We start from the raw sequence: 18658 nt of genomic DNA, 5'->3' as shown, positions 1-18658 counted from the left end.
AGCAGGTCCGGCCGGTCACCTTTGTCGGCCTCGGCCTGGCGGACCTATCCGCGCAGGGCCTCCTTGTGGATGCCCAAGTCCTTCGCGACATGGGCCACCGGACGACCGGAGGTCTGAACTTCGCGGACGGCTCGCTCACGCAGCTCGTCGGGGTACTTCCGTGGTGCAGGCATCGGACCTGTGTTCTCCCATCTGCCGAGGCGATCATGCCTGGCTTCAGGGCCGCTACAAAATCCGGTTCAGCTCAACCTGTGGTGCCCCTCCACCCGCCCCAACGGTCGGTTCTGACCGACAGAAGTCACCGAAGCCGTTCCGCTCGGCTCCGTCTTCCCCCACTCCGAAGCCAGCCCACTGGCAACGCGCCCGACGACGCCCGCACCTCATCAGCGGGCGACCCAGCGCTACCTGGATCGGGTCCTCCACAGGGCCAGCCTGCAACATCACCCCGGGATCGGCACTCCGGGTCGGCGTCCCGCTGTACTCGATGTCGAAAAGGAGGCCCGGCCTCCGTATCGGGCAGGCCAGAATCAGCGCTCTACCGAGGGGCTGAAATGACTACGGACCTGAAGTTCGACGACGGGACTCTGCTTCGGCTGCGAGAGCCGGAGAAGCATGCGCTGGCCTCGCTGATGGCTGGGGTCGGGGTGCACCACTTCACGTTCCGCCAGGAAGTGGAGGCGATGACGCTTGCCGAGGGCTGCAACCATGTACAGCTGGGCGGGGAGCTGTGGGCTGAGCACGGCGGCGGCATGCGTTGGCTGGGCTCGTTCACGCCAACAGGCGTGGGCCTGCAGCTGGGGATGGGCCGTGCTGCCGACCTGTCACTGCCCCTGACCACCGACCAGGTACTCGCCCTGGAAAGGGAGCGCAACGGCGGCAAGCTCCTGCTGATCGTCGACTTCCGCGGCTGCCTTCCGCAGAGCAAGAAGTACCCGTACATGGACGGGCAGGCGCACTTCCAGGTGTCGGCCAGCGACTGGGAGCAGCAGATCGAGAACGTACACCGGGGCGCGTTCTTCACGGTCACGGTTCCCCTGCCGATAGACAGCGGGCCACTGGCCAAGGCCGCGGCGAATCTGCTCAACGCCAAGCGGCAGATCACCGCAGGGGAGTACCAGGACGCCATCAGGGAGACGCGGCTGGCCATCCAGTCGATGCGCGACATGAAGGTGTGGCCCAAGGACGTTCCCAGCAGGCGCGACGACCAAGACCAGGCCGACCGCTACGGAGCCATGCTCAACGACCTCGACGCCCAAGCCGACGGATACCAGCAGCTCCTGGTGAGGTCCTTCAACCAGTCCAGCGGTCCCCAGCACAGTGACGGCCCGATGGGGCGCGCCACCTGGATCCGGGCCGACGCGGTCACCCTGACCGGCATGGCGGCCTCCTTGATGCACCGGCTGGCAGAGGAGATCAGCGACTGACGTCGACGGTGAGCGGCCCGCCGCCGGAGGGGCAACGGGCCGCGGGAACGCTGTTCTGCTCAGCTGTCGAACTCGGTGCTGTGCACTCCGTAGAACGACGGCTTGGCGGGCCGGGCGGTGGACTGCTGCATCGTGTCGGCGAGTTCGGCGAATCTCTCGCTGCGCCGGACCACACCGAGGAACGTGCCCAGTGCGTCCTTGTCCTCCCGCAGGGCCTGAGTGGTGCTGATGATCAGCGCCTTGATGTGCTCGGACTCACCCACTGCGCCCTCTGCTGCCACGGTGTTCCCCTCCAGGTCAATCGGAACGATCAGCCAACCAACCGCCGCCGGGCGCCCGCAAGGCCGCCTCGGCTGCGGGACTTCGGGTCAGGGGCCGGTGAGGATGTCGTGGGTGCCGATGCGGCGCCTGACGATGTGCGGCGCGCCGCGGACTGCCTCGGGTCCGTACTGCCAGGTTGCCCTGCCGTCTCCTGCCCAGGTGAGTTCGTAGACGCCGGGTGCGCGCTGGACGCCCTTGACGCGCAGGCCTGCGCGGAAGTGGCCGGCGCGCAGGTCGGGGACGAAGGCCCGGGTGATGACGTGGTGGAAGTGGCGGCGCTGCTGGGGGGTGAGGCGGTCCAGGTCGGCGGTGAAGCGGGCGGTGGTCTCGTAGGTCGGCACGTCGGTCCTCCGGGAAGCACGAAGCCCCCGGCGGGGTGCCGGGGGCGGTGGTGGTCGTTGCTGTGGAAGGGCGGGTGGGTGACGTGGTGGGCTCAGCGGTGGTGGGTTGGCGGGGGATGGGCTGGTTGGTGCGCGCTGGTTGCCTGTAGGCGGGGGAGTGCAAATTCGGGGCTGGTGTGGCTCCTGTGGTTGCGGCTGTGGTTGCGGCGCAGCATTCGCACGCTGTCGTCGGCTGGTGGGCGGTTCCGCCTGGCGGGCGCCCGCGGTGGAAATCCGGTGCCGGTCTCCCGCCGGGCGGGAAGCGCTCCACGTCGTGCTTTTGTGCAGGTCACGGGCGGTGTTCTGTGGCCGGATGGTGAGTGCGAAGAAGATCGGACAGTGTGGGTGGCCGTACTACTTCCGCGGCGTGATGGTCGGCGACGGCCGCCGCCGGGCGGGTAAACCGCTGCGCGCCGCGCAGGACGAAGCCGGGGTTCCGCCCGGTATCTGGACAGGTAGGGGACTTGCCGCGGTCGGACTGGCGCCCGGGGAGGAGGTGACCGAGCGGCAGGCTGAGCTGCTGCTGGGGGAGGGCCGGCACCCGGACGCCGACCGGATCGAGGCGGAGCTCCTGGCGCAGGGCGTGAGTCCGGGGAAGGCGCGGCGGGCGACGGTGCTGGGCAGGCCCGTCGAGCACAACCGGTCGCCGGAGACCGAGGACGCCAAGGAGCGCTCGCCCTGGCTGGCGATGGACCTGGTGTTCCGGGCGCAGTCGACTGCGCAGGTCTCGTGGGCGCTGATGGATGACGAGCACCGCGGGGTGCTGGAGCTGTGCCAGGACATCGCCCGGGACAGGGCACTGGGCTGGCTGGAGGAGTCGGTCGCTGAGATCCGGTGGGGGAGCGGCGGCAAGCACCGCGCCCCGGTGAAGGACGGGTTGATCTTTGCGGTGTTCCGGCACTACGAGTCCAGGGCCGGCAAACCACTGCTCCACGATCACGCTGTTCTGTCGATCCGGGCGCGGCGGCCGGACGGGACGTGGGGGAACGTGTCGGCGGCCTCGCTGCTGGACAACATCGTTGCCGCCGGCACCCTCTACACCCTGGTGTTCATGGAGGAGGTGTCTGCGCGGCTGGGGTGGGCGTGGGAGCCGCGTGAGGTGACGCCCGGCCGGCGGCCCGTCATGGAGATCGCGGGCATCGACCAGCGCCTCATCAACTGGCAGTCCACCCGCCGTCAGCAGATCGCCGACGCAGGGCCCCTCCTGGTGGCCGACTACGAGGCCAAGCACGGGCACGCGCCGGGGGAGCGGGCCGCCTACGCGCTGGACCGGCAGGCCGCCGACCGGACGCGCCCGTGCAAGCCGGCCGCGAAGCGTTCGCTGTCGCAGCTGCGCGGGGCCTGGCGGGAGTCGGCGGTCGCCGCGTTCGGCGCCGAGGTCGTCTCCCGGCTGGCGGAGCGGGCGCGTGCGGCGGCAGCGGCGGTGTGGGCGCGGGTGCGCCCCGTCGTCGACGTCGCCCTGGCCGCCGTCGACGTCGTCGCCGTGGTGTACGTGATGCGCGGCGCGTTCTCCTACCGGCACCTGCTCGCCGAAGCCCGCCGGCACCTCACCTACACCCTGCGCGGCCAACCTCATCTGCCCGGCCTGGACGAAGCGATCGTGCAGACCGCGATCGGCGGCTACACCCGGCCTGTCGGCCGCGGCCGGATGATGACCGCGGACCTGAGCGTCCTGCACCCGCGCGAGAACGGGGACCAGGCCGCGGTGCGCTCGCTGGCCCCGGCCCGTTCCTGGTCCCGCTACGACCGCGCCCGCCTGGCCTCCGCAGCATCCACGAGCATCGCGGCCAGCTGCGGTTCGGCCGCGGCGAACTCGCCGGCGGCTTCGGCGTCGTCGGCCTGGACCGCTCGGAGGTAGTTGAAGGCGCTAATGGCCGCGTGCGGGGTCATCGGGGCGAGCGGCGCGGTGGCGGGCTGGGACATGGTCGGCTCCTCGTGGACGGGCCGCCCGGCTGTTCGGGTGGCCTCACCTGATGCTCGGAGTACCGGCCTGTGGATACTGTCCGCGCACGGGGAGAGGTCTCCCTCCCCCGTGCGCGGGTGACGAGCAGCTGCCTGCTGCCGCGCCGGCTGCAGCCCGAGCCCGGGCGCTGGAGGGGCGCGGGCAGGGAGAGCTCTCTGCAGTGCCCGCCATCGGCCGTAAGGGCGCCGCGATTCACCACGTCCCCTTTCGGGTCCCGTTTGCAGTCCCGGTTGGAGTCGCCTTTCGAGTCCCGTTCCAGGTCCCCTTCGAAGTCCCACTCCATCCGTGCCGGAGGTGGGCAAACGCGCAGGTCACCGGTACGGACAAGGGGGTGAGGCCGTGCCGACTACTTCTCTACGGGCCATGGCAGAGCCGGACGGCCGGGCGAAGTGTCATCAGGCGGAGCGGGAGATCAGGCGGAACTGGCGCGCGGCGGAATGTGGGAGAGCAGCCGGAGCGAGCCAGGAGCCGGTGGCGGGACGACGAACGGGGTGAGCGCAGCGGGAGAACCGGACAGATGGGTACAGGGCTGCGATTGGTGGCGGGACTGAAATGCGGCGGACCTGGTTGACGGGGGAACGGGGCGGGCCGGCTGGAGCGGTCCGGGCTACGCCGCGGCGGTGCCCAGCGGCCGGTCCGGGCGGCAGACGGCGCAGGGCGCGGCGTCCGGGCGCGTCAGGACGGTGCGGGCCCACAGCGGCGCGAGATCCTCGAGCGCCTTCAGTCACCGGGTGGTCCGGCGGGCGGGGCGCGGACGTCCGACCTGTGCGTGGTCAGAGTTTGCGGTCGTCGCGTGGTTCGACGTAGGGCTCTTCGTCGAGGGGCTGGCCGCCTTCGTGTGCCCGGGTGCGTTCGGACTCCGCGCTGAACTCCAGGCCCAGGAGCAGGGCGATGTTGGAGATCCACAGCCAGATCAGGAAGACGATGATTCCGGCGAAGGTGCCGTAAGTCTTGTTGTAGCTGCTGAAGTTCGCCACGTAGATGGCGAAAACGGCAGACGCGACGATCCAGATGACGATACTGAGCAGGCTGCCGCGGGTGACCCAGGCGAAACGGTGTCTGACGTTCGGGGCGGCCCAGTGCAGCACCGCGACGACCACCGCGAACAGGAGGATCATGACCGGCCATTTGGCGTAGTTCCATACGGTCACAGCCGTGTTGCCCAGGCCCAGGATGTTGCCGGTCTTCCGCGCCAGGTTCCCGGTGAACACGACGCCCACCGCGATAGCAGCCATGGCGATGACGATGAACACGGCGATCGAGAACCGGAGGGGCAGGGTCTTCCAGGCCGGCCGACCCTCGCCGATGTCATACACGGCGTTGCCGGCCCGCATGAAAGCAGCTACGTATCCGGACGCTGACCACAGTGCGACCGCCACACCGATGATCAGCGGGATCAGGGCCTTGTTGCCGCTGGTCTGCACCTGGGCGACGATGCTGGTCAGGGTCGAGCGGACCGCACCGGGAGCCACGCTGACGATGTTGGCGGTCAGCGACTTGGCGGTCGACTTGTTCAGCAGGCCCACAATCGACACCAGGGCCAGCAGCGCGGGGAAGATCGCCAGGATCGCGTAGTAGGTGAGCGCCGCCGCCAGGTCCGGCAGGTTGTCGGCCTTGTACTCCTTCAGCGTGCGCTTCGCGATCCCGCGCGAGGCCCCGCTGGGCAGGTCCGATGGTTTCTCGGGCGCCTGCCCGGCTCCATCCGCGCGGGTAGCCCCGGAGTTCTTCGGCTCGCCTTCATCCATCATTCGCCTCCTGAGCCGTGCCGTGGCCGCTACCACGGCAGAGCACACGTGGGCGGGCAGCCCGGTGCGCGTCCTGGATCCCGCGCCCTGACGTCGGACCGGGGCGCGGGACTGCGCCCTACGCCGCGACGAAGGGGGCCACCGAGCGGGCTCGCTCCCACATGCCGGAAGTCTGCTCCGTAGGGCGCTGCTGCTCTCCGTGGAGCGCGTTGAGGATCACCAGGCATCCGGTCAGGGCCGGCAGGGCCCACTGCACGTAGCCCAGCTGCCGCCGGGCTTTGTCCAGGTCGATGGGATGCTTGTCCGCCATTTCGGCGTCATCTGGGTCCGCAGAGGAAGCCAGGTCCACTTTCTTGCCCAAGATGCCGGCGTAGGCGGTAGCGGCCAGGGCCGCCGCCGTGACGACGGTCTTGGCCGTCGTGGAGGCGGCCACGCCTTTTTGAGTGGCGACGCGGTGGGCATTGAGGGCCAGCAGCCCGCCACCGCCGAAGAGGTGAGCGCCGACAGCGGCGGCATTGACCGGCGCCCACCGCGCCCACCCGGCTGAGGCGATCCGGTCCGTTGCCGCCTGGGTTTCGCCCTCGTTCTCAGCGGCGCCGTTGAGGCCGATCGCGCCCATCAGCGAGCCGCCGAACCAAGCCGCCAAGCCGACATCGTGCAGGCTGCGAATGGCCGTGTTGCGTTCGGACATCAGGACGCTCCTTCAAGGCAGGCGAGTGCAGGCCGCACGGTGGTCGGCCACCCCCACCCTCATCGGATCCTCTCGTCGCCGCCATCGCAGCTGACCCAGACGGGCGTTCCCGGTACGTGTGGGGCGGCCGCAGTGCCGCGCAGTGACCGAGCGCTGCGCACCGCGGCGTAGGGCCGCCCCGACGCTGCCGCTCACGCAAGCGGCTGGCCGATCGGGCCGACACACCTGGCACGCCGCGGCGTCGGCGCGCTCGAGGACGGCCCGGGCCTGCTCGGTGGTCGCGGGGCGGGCGTAGTCGTGGTTGGCGTGGCAGGTGCCGCGGTGCACGATGCGGGCGGGGCCGACGGTGGTGCCGAAGTAGACGGATTCCTCGATCCGCCACCGGGCCGGGACGCCGTACCGCTCGGTGGGCACCGCGTCGTAGGACTGCCCCTCGATGGGCGTGCAGGCGCCGGCGGGCGCGCGGAAGTCGACGGCGGCCGGGGCCGCCAGGAGCTGGCCGTGCTCGCTGCCCTGGCTGGCTGGTGAAGAGGCAGTATCTGACCCGTGCGCTATTCGCGGCCGGTGAAAGCGAGGACCGCGACGGCAAGCCCTTGGCTGATGAGGCGGTTAGTCCCGATTTGGTCCTCCAGTCAACAGGCGGGTGGTTGACCCGCCCGCTCGCCTCTCACCACGTCCCTCCCGATGCAGGGGCCAACCCCGGAAGACATTCACAGCACCTACGTCTTAATCAGAGGTCTCTCACCTGCCGCGAAGGCCACCAACTGTGCAATCAGCGCCCGCTCCTCTTCCAAGGAGTCCGCGCCCTCCTCACCGGACCACTGTCTCCACAAGCCACCTGCAGTGAGCAATGGCTGGGCATAGCTGGTACCGAGCACACCGTCGAGATACAGAAGCGCCCCCATGGCCTGCCGCTGGCAGTGCCAGTCGTCGTCATCGTCCAGGGGACGTGGGAGAAGAAGGGCCTGATCCAGGTAACGACGCAGTAGTTCCGCATCCTGGTCTGTGCCCAGCCGGGCCAAAGCTGTGCAGTAGTCCCAGCCGTACCCGCTCGGGGCATCGCTTCGCAGGTCCTGGGCGATTCGGTCGCGGAGGTCGGCGCGCCGGCCGACCGCGATGAGCCACGAAGCGGCCAACTGCTCGCGCCAGCCACCTGTGTCCAGAAGCGTCATCAGATCGTGAGTGCTGGCCCTGCGCGCGGACCAGCGCAGCCGGTACTGGAAGAGCTTCTGACGAGGTCGCGGCCAGAACAGGACCCCGCCGCGTAGGTGCAGGTAGCGTCCACCGTGGCCGACGTAGCGCCGGATCAATTGGTGCTGATAGCGGTACTCGCTGCTACCGAACCTCCCGCGCAGGAAAGTCGCCGTGTAGCCCCGCAGGCCGCCAAGATCCACTCGTACCATCCACGCCGCCGCCCGCAACCGCGACCCGTATCCCCAAATTGCCTTTGCCACAAAGCCCCCCTGCCGTCTACAACCACCAAGGTGCCCCACACCAGCGACCAGTCCGCGGGACCCATCATCGCGCCTTGTGTACACCGCGGTGCCCGGCTGTGGCCGGTGCTGGCGACCGCTGGCGCCGAGTTTTCTGCTGCCCTACGGTGTGGTGGCGCATGCGGCGAGGTAGTCGGTCCAGCTGTCCTGGGCGAGTCCGGCCCAGTTGTTGGCTGTGCTCGTGCTGACGCCGAAGAGGTCGCTGACGATGATGGGCGGCAGGCTGCTGACGGCCTCGATCATGGCTGCGTTGCGGGCGCTGATGCCGGCCAGGCCGTGCTGTTTCATCATGGCCCGGATGGTTGCGGCGCTGCGGGGCCGGCTCGGTGGGCGTCCGGGGAAGAGGAACCTGGGCTCTGTTGTCCGGGGCGGTTGCAGCAGCGAGGTGTTCCGGTTCGGGCGGATGATCTGCCGCTCGATGAGCTGGGCGAGTGTGGGTGGCAGCAGGACCGGGTGGGCGTTGATGGTGAGGTAGGCGCCGTCGTCCTCATGATGGAAGCGATCGGTGGTCAGGGTGTTGATGCGGGACATGTGCAGGCCGTAGAGGCAGGTCAAAGAGCCGATGATCCGTACTTCCAGAGGAAGCGTGTCGTCGGTGAGGCAACGACGCAGCTGCTGGTCGAGTTCTTCGCTGGCAAGGAATCTGGTTGCCTGAGTGCGCTGTGTCGGCGGGACGGTGACCTTGGAGGTGAGGCGGCGGCCGTGCTGGACAACCGGGCCGCCGACACCCTCGCGGGCATCAGGGCACTGCGCGGCATCCGTCGGCGCGAGCTCGCCGTCGGCGTCACCACGCTCCCCGAGCTCCAGGAACACGGTCCCGCCGACGCGGTCTGGCGCAGCGCCACCAGCGACACGCGGCTGCGCCTGGCCGCGCTCATCAACCGGCGGGAGCACAACGGATGACCGCCGGCTGTGCGGGCCGTTCCTCACGGCCGGCAAGCCCATCGGCCCGGCGGGCGGAACGGGCACCGAGGTTCCCGCGTCACCGGATGGGACGCAGCTCGCGGCCGCTCCCTCCACTGCGACGGCACCGGACAGGCCCGCCCGCTATGGGCGCTGACCGACCCGCGCCCTTGACCGAGAGTGCTGGTGCGCGGGACGGTCGGGTGCGCAACTATGCGCAACCGACTCGACACGGGAGCATGCGATGACGTTACGGTTCGTCGGGATCGACCCGAACACCGGCGGCGAGGGGTCGCCGACGGTGTGGGTGGAGCAGGAGAGCGCGGATCTGGTCCTGCAGGGGGAGGAAGCCGACGGCCTTCTCCAGGCCCTGGTCGGCTCCACTGAATGGGTGGCCGGCCACAAGGCGGGGATCCCCGCGCACGAGCGGGTGATCCGGATCCCGGTCCGGATGGTGGCGATTCTGAGGGAGGCGTGCGATGCCGCTGAGCGCGCAGCAGCTGGGCACCGCGACGTTCGCTGAGCTACTCGCCGGCACCCGGCACACGGCGGTCCATCTGGAGATGCGGGACGTCTACGCCGTCGGCGACGAAGCCGACGACTTCGAGACCTTCCTGCGCACCGGCGTCCCGAACCTGGATCCGGGCCGCTCGTTCTGGCCGCAGTGGATGCCGCTCGTTCAGGGCGCGGTCGCCCGCGGGGTGGTGATGCGCCGGGCGCGGATCGTCTCCGAGCCGGTCACCGACTACATCCGCTACGAGCACGCCATCACCGCGCTGAACCTCCAGGCCGGCGAGGACGTGCGCTGGCTGCCCCGGCGCCGCGCGTCCGACATCGCGCTGCCCGGCAACGACTTCTGGCTCCTGGACGGGCACATCGTGCAGTTCCACCACTTCACCGGCGCCGGCGACTGGGCGCCGGACGGCAAAGAGCGCACCCGGGACCCGGCCGCCGTCGCGCTGTGCGCAGCCGCATTCGAAGCGGTGTGGGAGCGCGGCATCCCGCACGAGAAGTTCGCCCCCTGAACGCCCCGGGCCGCCCGCGACCATGACCGCCTCTCCCTCCTCCAGCGCCCAGGCCGCCCGCGTGGCGCTCGCGGTCCGCTTGCAGCACCTGCGCAAGGACGCCGGCCTGACCGGGCGCGAGCTGTCCGCCCGGTGCGGCTGGCACCCGGCCAAGACCACCCGCCTGCAGAAGGGCGAGGCCGCGCCCACCGACAGCGACATCCGCACCTGGTGCGCGGCCTGCGGCGCCGACGGCCAGGCGGACGATCTGATCGCCACAGCCCGGGCGGTCGACTCGATGTATCTGGAGTGGCGCCGCCTGCACCGCAGCGGCATGCGGCGCGTCCAGGAGGACTTCTACACCCTGTACGAGCACACCCGCCTCTGCCGGGCGTACCTCTCCAACGTCCCGCCCGGCTTCCTCCAGACCCCCGCGTTCGCGACCGCCCTCATGCAGCAGATCACCGCGTTCCAGGGCACCCCCAACGACGTCGCCGAAGCCGTCGCCGCCCGCGTCGCCCGCTCCCGCTTCCTCTACGAAGGCGGGCACCGCTACGTCGTGGTCATGGAGGAGTCCGTCCTGCGCTTCCGCACCGCCGACCCCGACGCCATGCGCGGACAGCTGCGCCACCTCCTGGCGGTGATGCCGCTGGCGTCCCTGTCGCTGGGCATCATCCCGTTCACCGCGCAGCGCACCGTGTGGCCGCTCGAGGCGTTCTACGTCCACGACGACACCCTGGCCGTAGTGGAGACGCTGACCGCCGAGATCAGGGTGACCCAGCCGCGCGAACTGGCCGACTATGCCAAGGCCTTCGCCGGCCTCGCGTCGATGGCCGTGTACGGGGACGCGGCCCGCACCCTCATCACGGCCGCGATCGACACCCTGGAGTGAACCTCCGCAATTTCCCGCAATCTCGTTGAGAGCGCGTCCTGCAATTGCGTAGCGTCGAAGGCCCGATGGACCACCGGCCGGGAAGGGCGGGGTCGCATGCGCACACCCGCGGACACCGACACCCGCACCACCGACGCGCGCCCGGAGGGCCGCGGTCCCCGGCCGCCCGCCTACGGCGTTCCCTCCCCGGACCTGCTCGCCCGCACCGACCGCGGCTTCGCCAGCTTCCTCGAGCGCATCGAGGACCAGGACGACGAAGTCGGCTGCGGGCAGGACACCCCGCGGTGACCGCCGCCCCGGCCGGCCCGGCCGCCCCGCACAGCACGGCCACGATCCTGTACGACCCGGACGGGCTGATCGAAGCGCAGCTCCCGTTCGACCGCGCGCCGTACGAGTGCCTCGTCAAGGCAGTCCTGGCGTGGGCCGGCCCGGACACGCTGCAGGAGCGCGACTATGAGCAGATCGCGCTCCAGCTGACCGCCTGTGCCCGCGCGGCCGCCGTCGACGTACGGCGCTGCGCCGACCAGTTGCCGGCGGACAGCGGGTGTCGGGCGCTGGCCGACGTCGTCCTGCTGGAGGCGGAAGGCCGGCTGTCCGTGGCGCTGGAGGGCACAGTGCGTTGCGTCCAAGACCGCGCCCGCTTGGTGCGCGCCCTCTATGAGCGCCTGGACCGCCTGACGGCCGCCTGAGCGGCTACTGCTCGCGTGCGGACGGGGGCAGTGCCATGTCCATCAGCTGCCGTACCGCGTCGCTGTCGAGGTCGCTGTCCAGGTGGAAGGACACCCTCAGCATCTTGCCGACCTGGACAGGGGTGATGCCGAAACGCAGGCGTGCGTCCAGGCAGATCTCCCCGAAGATGCCGGCCGCCGCCTCGGGACGGTGCTGGAAGTACCAGACCAGCATCCTGACCGTGTCGGCGGGAAGATCTCCCAGCCTCTTGCCGTCATTTGTTCCGCCGTGCTGATCGACGTCGTCCGCGAGGTGACCGAGAACGGCGTCGATCAACACCTTGCGCAGAGCTCCACCGGGAATCAGCCCCTGGTCCTGCCCGTACATGAGAGTGGTCGCGGCAGTCCACGCCAGGGCATCGGCGGCCTCGTGGGCGTCGTCGCCCTTCATGTAGGGCTTGCGGCGCTTCCCACGCGGTTGTTCCGTCAGGTCGTCGTGGAAGTTCTTCCGCAGCCGGTTGTGGGCGTCCACCAGGCCCACCGGCTGGACGGTGTCGTACGAGGTGGTCGCGGCCAGCAGGGACTTGGGGCCGTTCTTCTGATGGAAGTTCTCCGCCCAGTCCCGGGCCACGGGCACCGACCACCACGGGGCCCCGTCGGCTTCCGCTTGGGGCTCGGGCAGCTTGTCCGCCTCGTAGCGCAGGTCGGGCATGTCCTCTTCCGCCACTGCCGCGATATTCGCCAGCCCTGCCATGTTCACCAAGCGGTCCGCCGCCAACTCGGGCGCGTGCAGATCGACAACGCACTCCGTCAGGGGCCGCACCCCGGGCTGAGAGGCCCGAAGCTGCGCCCAGAGTGCCAGGTGGTCGTGCCAGTTCGCCGGCGGCGTTTCGGGTGCCGTGAAACTGGCGATCTTGGCGACAGCGGCGTTCTGGGGATTGCAGGGGGCTTTCAGCACGTCAGCGGCGGTGACGGTGAGCTGGTTGTCCACTTCGCGGGGGTCGTTACGCTCGTAGGCGCCGTCCCAGACAAGGCCCGGGCGGTGCCAGCGTTCACCGGCCCACCAGTAGCCGCCGTGGCGAAACAGCATCCCCGCGGGCTCGTGCACCCAGTGGTGATGCAGGCCGCCCAGGTCGCCCGCCTCGATGAGTAAGACCACCCGGCCGTACTCCGGGTGCTGGTACACCGCCCATGCGAACGCCGGGTTCTTCGGCTCGGTGGTGAACGCCACCCACCCCCCGTTGCGTGTCGGGTCAGTCCGCCCCCACAGTCCGCCACCTTGGTTGCGGCCGGTCCGCTCGATGGCGTCGGGGTTGTCCAGGGGCAGGCGCTCATCGTTGATGAACACCAGGCCCGGAACGGGGTGATCGGTGCGCGTGCCGTTGGCGACCGGACGGATGCGGGACATCGCAGAATTCCCCTCAAAGCTGTCAGTACAACCGGAAGAACCTAGCCCGCTCCGATGGGAGTTATGCGCCCAGAGCGAGCCCATCTCGTCACGACTTCGGCCAAAGCATCGGAGCTGTGTGCAGGGCCCCGCTCCGCCTGGCGGCTGCGTCCGTGGAGCCGTTGTTGCCCGGCCAGCCCGGCCAGCAGCCGGCTCGGCACCGCCGCTGAAGTTGTCCGAGCCTTTACCGGGTGCCGTTCGGCAACGGACTGGGCAACGGACTGGGCAACGGGGTAGGCAACGGACTGGGCAACGGACTGGGCACACCGTTCCGTCAAGGCCGCTTCGAAAGGGGCCTCTGACCTGGGGTAGTGATGTTTCCGCCGCTGCTCCAGGGCGCTGACATCCCCTCTGTGCCCCCTCCCTTGTCCTCAGCCCTGGTGATGGAGGAGGCGGATGGACTGCGGACAGGGCACCTCGGGGAAGCGGCGCCGGTTCGCGTCACGGCGGCCTGCCCCGCAGCCGCCGCCCTGGTCCCGCCTCATCGTGTCGGCGGGCCGGATGGAGGCGTCCGGCGACACCGGCCGGGCACTCGTACTCCCGAGGCTGGACCCTGGGCTGACAGGCCGGGACGGATCGAGGCGAGGAGAGCACGATGTGGTTCAAGGCCGCACTGACAGCCGTACTGGCACTGTGGCGCCGCCGCAATCGCAAGCGCGCGCGCAGAGGGACATGACAAGCCGTGCAGCCTCCCCGACACAGCTGCCCGGAGGTGCAACGCGAGTGCAATGCCGGGGTGTAACGCGGATCTGCGTTTCACCCCTGACCTGCAAGAAAACCCCTCCAATCGAGAATCGGCGTGCGTTACACGCCCGCGTTACGGCCCTCACGGACGCCCAGGTCCGGATCCGGTCGAATCCGGGTCCGGACAGCCCGCCCGCCTGCAGCACGAACCGACCCCGGGCCTGAGCTGGCCCGGGGTCGGTTCGTGCGGGGGAGTGGTCAGAGGTTGTCCGGGGCGGAAGCAGCCGGGACTGCTGGCACTGCGCCCGCCCAGTCGACGCCCAGTGCGGCGAGGGAGGCGAGTTGGTCGGCGGTGAGCCTGTCCCGCCTGGAACGCATGTTCGAAATCCATACGCCCAGCTTCAGGATCACCGGTTCCGCCTCACCGTCGACCGCGATCTGTTCACCGTGCGCGCGCGGCACGGGCCGGTCGCCTTCCCGTTCCACCCACTGCGTCAGGGCCGCCAGGCCCCGCCGGAACGCCTGCTCCGCCCTGTCCGCGCCCTTCGCCGCTTCCCCGGCTGTCGGGGCGGGAGAGGGGGCCACAGGGGCGTTGATGCCGAGCGCGGTCAGCCGCTCCTGCTGCTCGGGCAGCAGCTGCATCCAGGTGCCGGGTTCCTGTTGCCGCCACCGCCACTTGCCGATGTCGTCGCCGTCCCAGACCACGCCCGCCGCGAGGTAGGGCAGGGAGCCCTCGTCTTCGACGATGTCGGCAAGCACCCGGTAGTGGCGTTGCCAGTCCAGGGGCCAGGGGCAGTCCCAGTCCGGGTCGATCTCCGTGAGCTGCGCCGCACGGGCGGCGGCCCGCTCCGGGTCCTTGCCCAGTCCGTTCTTGGCTCCCTTCCTGCGCAGATTGGCCATGTGCTGCCCGACCGGCACCATCGCCTCGCCCTCGCCCCAGACCGCGTCCTGGCGGGGTGCGAGGTGCCCGGTGGCCCGCCGGTACGAGCGCAGCGCGGACAGCTTGGCCTCCCACGCCTCCTCACCCGGCTCCCAGACCATCCCGGCCGCCGGTTCGTCCAGCAGCTCCCTGCGGCGCGGCTCCAGCTCCCCGGCCCGCGCCGCCTTCCTCTGCTGGTGCACCCACCGCCCCAGCGGGAAGTCCTTGGTGACGCCGACCTCGGTCTCCGTGTCATACGGCACGGCGTACAGGCCGGTGATCTCGTTCTCCGCCCGCCACCGGACCAGGGCCCGGTAGCCCTCCAGCCACACCAGGGAGTCGGGCGTGTAGACCCGGGTGCGCAGGAACGCCGCGATCGTCGCCGCGTCCCGGGGCGAGGCGAAGTGCAGCAGCGCCGACTCCGCGGCCGCGTCGGCGCCGTCCTGCTCCTGCTCCTGGTCCTCGCCGTCACCCCCGCCGGCCCCAGTGATCCGGCCGGCTTCGTCCCTCTTGACGTGGATCTTGCGCTTCCCGCTGGACAGGGCGCGGGAGGCGAGCTGCTCCACCAGACGCTCATCGTGGGAGCGGAGCCCTTGGAGCACCGCTACCAGGGGGGCGAAGCTGGCGCTGGCGACCATGTCGCCGGGGTCCTCCCCGGCCTCGAGGAAACACGGCACGATGATCCTGGCGACTTTGGTGGTGCCGTCGCGGTTGAGGCGCAGCGCCCGGCCGATGTTCTGCACGATCTCCACCTGCGAGCCGCGGGTGTCGGCGAAGACGATCGCCTCGACACCCCGCTCGCCCGTGATGTCCACGCCCTCCCCGAGCACGCGAACGGACGCCAGGAACGCCCGGTGCACGCGCCGGCTGTTGGCGTCGATGCCGTTGGCGAACTGCCGCAGCACCTCCCGGCGTTCGGCCACCAGGTGGTCGCCGCACAGCCACGCCGACCACACCCGGTCCGGGGGCACGTGGCGGCCGGCCTCCAGGTCGTACAGCTCCGCGCCGATCGACGACGCGGGCAGCTTCTTCACCTTCTTCTCCGCCTCCGCCAGCTCCTCATCGGACAGCTCGGTCGCGTACAGCTCCGCGGCCGTCTCGGGGAGCTTCTCCGCGAACGCCTGCGCCTCCTCCACCCGCTGGTGGAACGTCATGACGGTGCGCAGGTTGTGCGCGGCCGCGTGCTCCAGCAGCGCGGTCTGCAGCAGCGCCAGGCGCCGGCCCCGCAGCGCCTCCTCCGACAGCCCGAGGATCGGCGAGGGGTCGCGGATCTCCAGCACGTCGATCTCGAACCCCGCCAGGACGCCTTTCTCGATCGCCTCCGAGAGCCCCAGCTCAGCGCCGGGAAGCCAGGCCCCGAAGGTGCCGTCGGGGTCGTCGGCCATGCTCGCGATCTCCAGCTCCTGGCCGTCCGTGCCCTTCTGTGGCCGGGCCGCCGCCAGGATGCGCGGGGTGGCGGTGAGGTAGAGCCGGAAGTCGGCGGGGATGCGGGCGTTGTCGTGGATCGCCGCCCACGGGCGCCCCATGTCACCTGCCGTTCCGTGGGCTTCGTCCACGATGGCGAGGTTGAAGCCGTCCATGCGCTGCCCGTACAGCCGGTCTCCGCCCGCCAGGGCGGCCTCCAGCGGCCCGCGCAGCTTCGCCCGGCCCGATGGGTCCTCGGGGTCCTCGCGGTCCACTAGAGAGGCGTACGTGGCGAATGCCACCAGCGGCCCGGACCCGGCCCACAGGGCGAGCTGGATCGGGTTGGTGGTCGTGCGCACCCCCAGCTCGTTCAGCACCGCGTCGTTCTCCAGCGAGCACACCGCGACCATCGGGGAGCGGTGGCCTACTGCCCGCCACGCCTGGGCGGTCTGCACCAGCAGGTCCAGCGTCGGCACGGTGACCAAGATCCTGCCGTCCGGGAAGGACTCCAGCGCACTCGCGGCTGCCATGATCGTCTTACCAGACCCAGTCGCGGACACGATCGTGCCCCGCGCCCCCCGCGCGGGCACGGATGACCTTGCGGGGAATCCCACCCACTTACGGAAAGCCGCCTTCTGCTTCACCTGATGTTCCTTGAGCTGAATCCCGCTCATTCCCCCGCCCCCGTTCCCGTCGAATGTGAAACGTCAGTGCCGTCCGCCGGCCCGGCCTTCTCCCTGGCTTGCTGGTGGTTATGGATGATCTCGGCGAGTTTCTGCACCGCCGACGTGGTGAGGGCTCGTCCCCGCTGCCGGTACACGCTGTCGGCAGTGGCGACCAAGGTGTCGATCGACGCGGTGACCCCGCCGTCCCACCCCTGCCCGTACGCCTCGCCCCGCTCATCGGGCGCCAGTTCGCACTGCTCCTCAACCCAGCAGTGGCCCCCCGCGACTGCGCCGGCCTCCACCGCGCACACCAGCTGGTCGGCCTCGTCCGGCTCGATCCCTACTGCCGCCAAGGCCGCGAAGATCCGCATGCGGGCGTTGACCTGCATCGTCATGTAGTCGCCCATGCGCAGGCGGGGGTCGGGGCTGAGGTCGGGTGCGGAGGCGGCGCGGATCTCGGGATCGGGAGTGCTCATCGCCCGCCGTCCTTGTCCCTGGTGTCGTACCGCCAGGCGTCGTGCAGCCGCTCCAGCGCGGTCGCCTCCTGGTCCCAGACCCCCTTAAGCCACAGCGGGACCGCCTCGATCCGCTCGCACAGCACGTAGCAGGCCGCCATGTCGACCAAGACGACTTCTTCCGCGAACAGCCCGCCCGGCCCGTAGCGGGCCCACAGCCGCTCCAGCCGCGCCCGGTTGGCCCGCAGGAACTCCTCCAGGACTTGCGGATAGGCGTCCCGGTCGGCCAGCTTCACCGTCCGCAGCGCGATCCCCACGACGTCCCGGGACTCCGCCTCCCACCGGTCGCCGCTGGTGCCGGTGACGGCCGCGTAGTGCTGCTCCCACACGGCCAGGACGCGCTCGACAAGCTCCGCCGGCGCCTCGCTTCCCTCGCCCTGCTCCGCGTCGCGGACCGAAGGCCGGCCCGCACCGCTGCGCTCAACGGGAGGAGCGGGCCAGACGGAGGGGCGGGCGGACTTCGTCAGGACCATGCCGTGGTGGTCCAGGTAGGCCAGGAGGAACACCGCCAGCGCCCGGCCGGGCTCGCTGGCGTGATCGATCCCGGGCGGCTCGCTGCTCCAGCCGAACAGAGCCTGGTGGGGCCGGGGGTGCACCCCGTTGCCGTGCGGGTCGGGGAAGACAACGGCGCGGGTGAAGAAGTCGTCCAGGAGGCTGAGCTGCTCCGCGTCCGGACTGTCCAGCTCACGGCCGCGCACGGTCGCCAGGGCGTTCTGCAGGATCGTGGCCAGGTACAGCCGGCGTGCGTCCTCCAACTGGTAGGCCCCGCCGACCGGGCGTTCCTCGGGATCTGCCCCCGCGGCTTCACCGTTCGCGCGCTTCTCGCTTTCCTGCTGCCAGCGGTACACAGCCGGGTCGTCCTCGGGGGAGTAGGTCTCGCACCCCGAGGCGGTCATCCAGCTCCACAGCCGCTTCAGTTCGTTCCGCCGAACCGCGGCCAACCGGTCCTCCGCGCTGACAGCCGGCCGGTCCTCCGTTTCCAGGCCGCCAGCGGCCACCCAGCGCTCGTGAATTTGATCCGCAGTCAGCCCGGTAACCTCACGTTGGATTTCCTTCCGCGCATCATGGCGCATTTCGAAGCTCAACGAATTCAAAGCGTCCTCGCTTCTCGCGCCCCGCCCCGGTGGCCGGGGCCTGTCCCGTGTTTCCGCCAACGGTACATGCTGCATCCATGCGATGCACCCGCTACACTGGAACCCACACGAACGAGCGCCCCCCACCCCTCACAGTCAGCCGGGCCCGCGTCACCGGGCCCAACGGTTCTGGAGGCGCAGCCGGAAGGACCGTCAGGCGGGGAAGTGCAGCGGACCCGCCAGGAAGTGCCACTGCACTCCCGGTGATCGGATCGAGTAGCTGGCGGTGTTGGGGCCGAGCGGAGCGAGGCCCCCGGTCCGCCAGCCGGCGAGCTTCGCCCACCTCCTGGCGGACCGTCAACCCTGGAGCGCAGCGGAGGGGTTGGCCCGGCGGAGCCGGGCAGACCGCGCGAAGTGCGGTCACGCTGCGCGAAGCGCAGCGTTTCGCTTGCACAGCGCGCAGCGCT

General features: G+C 70.4%; 21 protein-coding genes. 8 read left to right on the top strand and 13 right to left on the bottom strand.

What is annotated here, in order from left to right:
• Window positions 1–44: 44 nt before the first annotated feature.
• Window positions 45–173, bottom strand: coding sequence for a transposase (locus tag OHA86_RS35930; protein WP_443071592.1), 129 nt, complete (start codon window positions 171–173; stop codon window positions 45–47).
• Between the two features lie 378 nt (window positions 174–551).
• Here OHA86_RS35930 and OHA86_RS00090 point away from each other — a divergent pair, with 378 nt between their 5' ends.
• Window positions 552–1424, top strand: a complete 873-nt coding sequence (locus OHA86_RS00090; protein WP_329171304.1) for a hypothetical protein — start codon at window positions 552–554, stop codon at window positions 1422–1424.
• 59 nt (window positions 1425–1483) lie between these two features.
• Here OHA86_RS00090 and OHA86_RS00085 read toward each other — a convergent pair whose 3' ends face one another.
• On the bottom strand, window positions 1484–1705 hold the full coding sequence (locus tag OHA86_RS00085; protein ID WP_329171302.1) for a hypothetical protein: 222 nt from the start codon (window positions 1703–1705) through the stop codon (window positions 1484–1486).
• Window positions 1706–1792: 87 nt separating this feature from the next.
• Entirely contained in the window at window positions 1793–2086 is a 294-nt protein-coding gene (locus OHA86_RS00080) for a hypothetical protein (RefSeq protein ID WP_329171300.1), read from the bottom strand.
• Between the two features lie 409 nt (window positions 2087–2495).
• On the opposite strand from OHA86_RS00080, the gene mobF reads away from it, so the two are divergent.
• Window positions 2496–3983: a MobF family relaxase gene (gene mobF / locus OHA86_RS00075; protein WP_443071953.1), complete on the top strand. Its 1488-nt coding sequence runs from the start codon at window positions 2496–2498 to the stop codon at window positions 3981–3983.
• A 712-nt stretch (window positions 3984–4695) separates the two neighbouring features.
• On the opposite strand, the gene OHA86_RS35925 is transcribed toward mobF, so the two are convergent.
• The 6 genes from OHA86_RS35925 to OHA86_RS00055 form a co-directional block, all read right to left on the bottom strand.
• Window positions 4696–4785 carry a DUF6233 domain-containing protein gene (locus OHA86_RS35925; protein ID WP_443071952.1) on the bottom strand — a complete coding sequence of 30 codons (90 nt, stop codon included), beginning with the start codon at window positions 4783–4785 and terminating at the stop codon, window positions 4696–4698.
• 76 nt (window positions 4786–4861) lie between these two features.
• Window positions 4862–5836: a YihY/virulence factor BrkB family protein gene (locus OHA86_RS00070; protein WP_329171296.1), complete on the bottom strand. Its 975-nt coding sequence runs from the start codon at window positions 5834–5836 to the stop codon at window positions 4862–4864.
• A gap of 115 nt (window positions 5837–5951) precedes the next feature.
• Window positions 5952–6524: a hypothetical protein gene (locus OHA86_RS00065; protein ID WP_329171294.1), complete on the bottom strand. Its 573-nt coding sequence runs from the start codon at window positions 6522–6524 to the stop codon at window positions 5952–5954.
• A gap of 12 nt (window positions 6525–6536) precedes the next feature.
• Entirely contained in the window at window positions 6537–6938 is a 402-nt protein-coding gene (locus OHA86_RS35920) for a DUF6233 domain-containing protein (RefSeq protein WP_443071591.1), read from the bottom strand.
• Between the two features lie 305 nt (window positions 6939–7243).
• Window positions 7244–7918 carry a DUF6000 family protein gene (locus OHA86_RS00060; RefSeq protein ID WP_329171292.1) on the bottom strand — a complete coding sequence of 225 codons (675 nt, stop codon included), beginning with the start codon at window positions 7916–7918 and terminating at the stop codon, window positions 7244–7246.
• 201 nt (window positions 7919–8119) lie between these two features.
• The gene (locus tag OHA86_RS00055) at window positions 8120–8572 is read right to left on the bottom strand and encodes a hypothetical protein (protein ID WP_329171291.1); all 453 of its coding nucleotides are present in this window, start codon (window positions 8570–8572) and stop codon (window positions 8120–8122) included.
• Window positions 8573–8719: 147 nt separating this feature from the next.
• Here OHA86_RS00055 and OHA86_RS00050 point away from each other — a divergent pair, with 147 nt between their 5' ends.
• The 6 genes from OHA86_RS00050 (at window position 8720) to OHA86_RS00025 (ending at window position 11505) form a co-directional block, all read left to right on the top strand.
• The gene (locus OHA86_RS00050; RefSeq protein WP_329171290.1) at window positions 8720–8920 is read left to right on the top strand and encodes a hypothetical protein; all 201 of its coding nucleotides are present in this window, start codon (window positions 8720–8722) and stop codon (window positions 8918–8920) included.
• Window positions 8921–9164: 244 nt separating this feature from the next.
• Window positions 9165–9443: a hypothetical protein gene (locus OHA86_RS00045; RefSeq protein ID WP_329171288.1), complete on the top strand. Its 279-nt coding sequence runs from the start codon at window positions 9165–9167 to the stop codon at window positions 9441–9443.
• Window positions 9400–9945 carry a DUF6879 family protein gene (locus tag OHA86_RS00040; RefSeq protein WP_329171287.1) on the top strand — a complete coding sequence of 182 codons (546 nt, stop codon included), beginning with the start codon at window positions 9400–9402 and terminating at the stop codon, window positions 9943–9945. The genes OHA86_RS00045 and OHA86_RS00040 overlap by 44 nt, the downstream gene beginning before the upstream one ends.
• 22 nt (window positions 9946–9967) lie before the next feature.
• Window positions 9968–10816 (top strand): helix-turn-helix domain-containing protein, encoded by an 849-nt coding sequence (locus OHA86_RS00035; protein WP_329171286.1) that lies wholly within the window; start codon window positions 9968–9970, stop codon window positions 10814–10816.
• Window positions 10817–10912: 96 nt separating this feature from the next.
• On the top strand, window positions 10913–11104 hold the full coding sequence (locus OHA86_RS00030) for a hypothetical protein (protein WP_329171285.1): 192 nt from the start codon (window positions 10913–10915) through the stop codon (window positions 11102–11104).
• Window positions 11101–11505, top strand: a complete 405-nt coding sequence (locus OHA86_RS00025; protein ID WP_329171283.1) for a restriction endonuclease — start codon at window positions 11101–11103, stop codon at window positions 11503–11505. Before OHA86_RS00030 ends, OHA86_RS00025 begins: the two co-directional genes overlap by 4 nt.
• A 4-nt stretch (window positions 11506–11509) precedes the next feature.
• Here OHA86_RS00025 and OHA86_RS00020 read toward each other — a convergent pair whose 3' ends face one another.
• The 4 genes from OHA86_RS00020 to OHA86_RS00005 form a co-directional block, all read right to left on the bottom strand.
• Window positions 11510–12892 carry a hypothetical protein gene (locus OHA86_RS00020; RefSeq protein WP_329171281.1) on the bottom strand — a complete coding sequence of 461 codons (1383 nt, stop codon included), beginning with the start codon at window positions 12890–12892 and terminating at the stop codon, window positions 11510–11512.
• Window positions 12893–13873: 981 nt separating this feature from the next.
• Window positions 13874–16612, bottom strand: a complete 2739-nt coding sequence (locus OHA86_RS00015) for a DEAD/DEAH box helicase (protein WP_329171279.1) — start codon at window positions 16610–16612, stop codon at window positions 13874–13876.
• On the bottom strand, window positions 16609–17079 hold the full coding sequence (locus OHA86_RS00010; protein ID WP_329171277.1) for a hypothetical protein: 471 nt from the start codon (window positions 17077–17079) through the stop codon (window positions 16609–16611). The genes OHA86_RS00015 and OHA86_RS00010 overlap by 4 nt, the downstream gene beginning before the upstream one ends.
• On the bottom strand, window positions 17076–18014 hold the full coding sequence (locus OHA86_RS00005) for a hypothetical protein (protein ID WP_329171275.1): 939 nt from the start codon (window positions 18012–18014) through the stop codon (window positions 17076–17078). The genes OHA86_RS00010 and OHA86_RS00005 overlap by 4 nt, the downstream gene beginning before the upstream one ends.
• Window positions 18015–18658 lie beyond the last annotated feature (644 nt).

Source organism: Streptomyces sp. NBC_01477 (genome assembly GCF_036227245.1).
Taxonomy (GTDB): Bacteria; Actinomycetota; Actinomycetes; order Streptomycetales; family Streptomycetaceae; genus Actinacidiphila.
The sequence above is the reverse complement of the archived record's forward strand: the minus strand, read 5'-3'. Positions and strand labels throughout refer to the sequence as shown.